General features: G+C 39.9%; 1 protein-coding gene, 11 tRNA genes and 1 pseudogene. All 13 read left to right on the forward strand.

The features are described from left to right. Positions 1-77 (forward strand) — tRNA-Met (locus tag V7183_RS17010). Positions 78-80: 3 nt separating this feature from the next. Beyond that, positions 81-156: transfer RNA gene (locus V7183_RS17015), tRNA-Asp, on the forward strand. Between the two features lie 10 nt (positions 157-166). After that, positions 167-242: transfer RNA gene (locus V7183_RS17020), tRNA-Phe, on the forward strand. A gap of 14 nt (positions 243-256) precedes the next feature. Continuing rightward, a tRNA-Thr gene (locus V7183_RS17025) sits at positions 257-332 on the forward strand. A gap of 10 nt (positions 333-342) precedes the next feature. Continuing rightward, positions 343-426, forward strand: a tRNA-Tyr gene (locus tag V7183_RS17030). Positions 427-440: 14 nt separating this feature from the next. Beyond that, positions 441-514, forward strand: a tRNA-Trp gene (locus V7183_RS17035). Positions 515-526: 12 nt separating this feature from the next. Further along, positions 527-602: transfer RNA gene (locus tag V7183_RS17040), tRNA-His, on the forward strand. 114 nt (positions 603-716) lie between these two features. After that, positions 717-791: transfer RNA gene (locus tag V7183_RS17045), tRNA-Gln, on the forward strand. Between the two features lie 5 nt (positions 792-796). Continuing rightward, positions 797-871, forward strand: a tRNA-Gly gene (locus tag V7183_RS17050). Positions 872-881: 10 nt separating this feature from the next. Then, positions 882-952, forward strand: a tRNA-Cys gene (locus V7183_RS17055). Positions 953-962: 10 nt separating this feature from the next. Next, positions 963-1,044 (forward strand) — tRNA-Leu (locus V7183_RS17060). A 400-nt stretch (positions 1,045-1,444) separates the two neighbouring features. Beyond that, positions 1,445-2,164 (forward strand): YebC/PmpR family DNA-binding transcriptional regulator, encoded by a 720-nt coding sequence (locus V7183_RS17065; protein WP_097896623.1) that lies wholly within the window; start codon positions 1,445-1,447, stop codon positions 2,162-2,164. 58 nt (positions 2,165-2,222) lie between these two features. Beyond that, positions 2,223-2,357 (forward strand): annotated as a pseudogene (locus V7183_RS17070) (DNA mismatch repair protein MutT); the annotation flags it as partial. Positions 2,358-2,404: the final 47 nt, after the last annotated feature.

The following is a 2,404-nucleotide window of genomic DNA, read 5'->3' on the forward strand; positions in this document are numbered from 1 at the left end:
CGCGGGGTGGAGCAGTCTGGTAGCTCGTCGGGCTCATAACCCGAAGGTCGCAGGTTCAAATCCTGTCCCCGCAACCAAATGGTCCCGTGGTGTAGTGGTTAACATGCCTGCCTGTCACGCAGGAGATCGCCGGTTCGACCCCGGTCGGGACCGCCATTTATATAAAGGCTCGGTAGCTCAGTCGGTAGAGCAGAGGACTGAAAATCCTCGTGTCGGCGGTTCGATTCCGTCCCGAGCCACCATTTTAACTAAATATGCCGGCTTAGCTCAATTGGTAGAGCAACTGACTTGTAATCAGTAGGTTGGGGGTTCAAGTCCTCTAGCCGGCACCATGTAAGTTTCGGAGGGGTAGCGAAGTGGCTAAACGCGGCGGACTGTAAATCCGCTCCTTCGGGTTCGGCAGTTCGAATCTGCCCCCCTCCACCATTTACATTTTATATAGGGGTATAGTTTAAAGGTAGAACAGAGGTCTCCAAAACCTCCAGTGTGGGTTCAATTCCTACTACCCCTGCCAAAACATAACATGGCGGTTGTGGCGAAGTGGTTAACGCACCGGATTGTGGCTCCGGCATTCGTGGGTTCGATTCCCATCAGTCGCCCCATTTATTTTAAATATTTACAAATTAATTTAACTATGATAAGATAGACAATGTCTTATTTAAATATTAATGGTAATAAAATAAGTGTTGAAACTATATAATGTATTAATAATTCGGTGGGCTATAGCCAAGCGGTAAGGCAACGGACTTTGACTCCGTCATGCGCTGGTTCGAATCCAGCTAGCCCAGCCATTTTTGCGGAAGTAGTTCAGTGGTAGAATACAACCTTGCCAAGGTTGGGGTCGCGGGTTCGAATCCCGTCTTCCGCTCCAAATTTAATATGGCGGCATAGCCAAGTGGTAAGGCAGAGGTCTGCAAAACCTTTACCACCGGTTCAAATCCGGTTGCCGCCTTTCTTATTATGCCGATGTGGCGGAATTGGCAGACGCGCACGACTCAAAATCGTGTTCCTTCGGGAGTGTCGGTTCGACCCCGACCATCGGTATCAAATAGCGTGGTAGAAAAAGACTCTAACAGAAATGTTAGAGTCTTTTTCGAATATGAAACAGCTGAGTAGAACGAAAATAGAGCTTTTATTACCTAATATTACATGTGGTGAAGCAAGTGGCGTAGAAATGAAGAAGTTAGTGAAAAACTTTACATCACTCATAATTCACCACAAACTGTAAAATCATGTTATTTGAGTATTACACTCGTAATGAATTATAGAATTAAGGTATAATATAATTTGGTGAATGAACAAAAATTATATCGATTTATATTATGTCAGTAATGCGAATTGATTAAGAACTTTTTGTATTTATTTTGAAAAAGTGTTGAATAAACAGTGTATTTCATATTAATATTTTTTATGTAGATTTAAACGTGAAAGAGAGTGGAACAGTATGGGCCGTAAATGGAACAATATTAAAGACAAAAAAGCGTCAAAAGATGCAAATACAAGCCGTATATACGCTAAATTTGGACGTGAGATTTATGTAGCAGCAAAACAAGGTGAGCCGGATCCAGAATCAAACCAAACATTAAGAGTTGTATTAGAGCGTGCAAAAACGTATAGTGTACCAAAAACAATTATTGACCGTGCAATTGAAAAAGCAAAAGGTGGTTCAGAAGAAAACTATGACGAGCTTCGTTATGAAGGATTCGGACCAAATGGATCTATGGTAATCGTGGATACACTTACAAATAACGTAAACCGTACTGCAGCAGATGTACGTGCTGCATTTAGTAAAAATGGTGGTAACATGGGTGTAAACGGATCTGTAGCATATATGTTTGATGCGACAGCTGTTATTGGTCTTGAAGGAAAAACATCAGATGAAGTTCTTGAGATTTTAATGGAAGCAGATGTAGATGCACGTGATATTTTGGAAGAAGAAGAATCTGTTATCGTTTATGCTGAACCTGATCAATTCCATGCAGTACAAGCAGCACTTAAAGATGCTGGTATTACTGAATTTACAGTTGCAGAATTAACAATGCTTGCACAAAATGATGTAGAACTTCCAGAAGATGCACAAGTACAATTTGAAAAAATGATTGATGCATTAGAAGATTTAGAAGATGTGCAACAAGTTTACCATAACGTAGACTTAGGTGAATAATGAAGAAAAAAGACCCTTTCGTTTAATGAATAGGGTCTTTTTTCTACTAAAATTTTTTAATGAAGAAAATATCGATGCGTATATAACGCGTCCTCATATGAGATCAAGAACGCTTGATGCGATGAAGGCAACTCATTTTATTCCATATGAAACATGGAAGGTGAAACCTTATAATCTAGTAGGACGATTATAAAATTATATATATTTTTATATAAATCCATTTTAATTTTTCAACATCTA

Source organism: Bacillus sp. JJ1127 (assembly GCF_036965845.1).
GTDB lineage: Bacteria > Bacillota > Bacilli > Bacillales > Bacillaceae_G > Bacillus_A.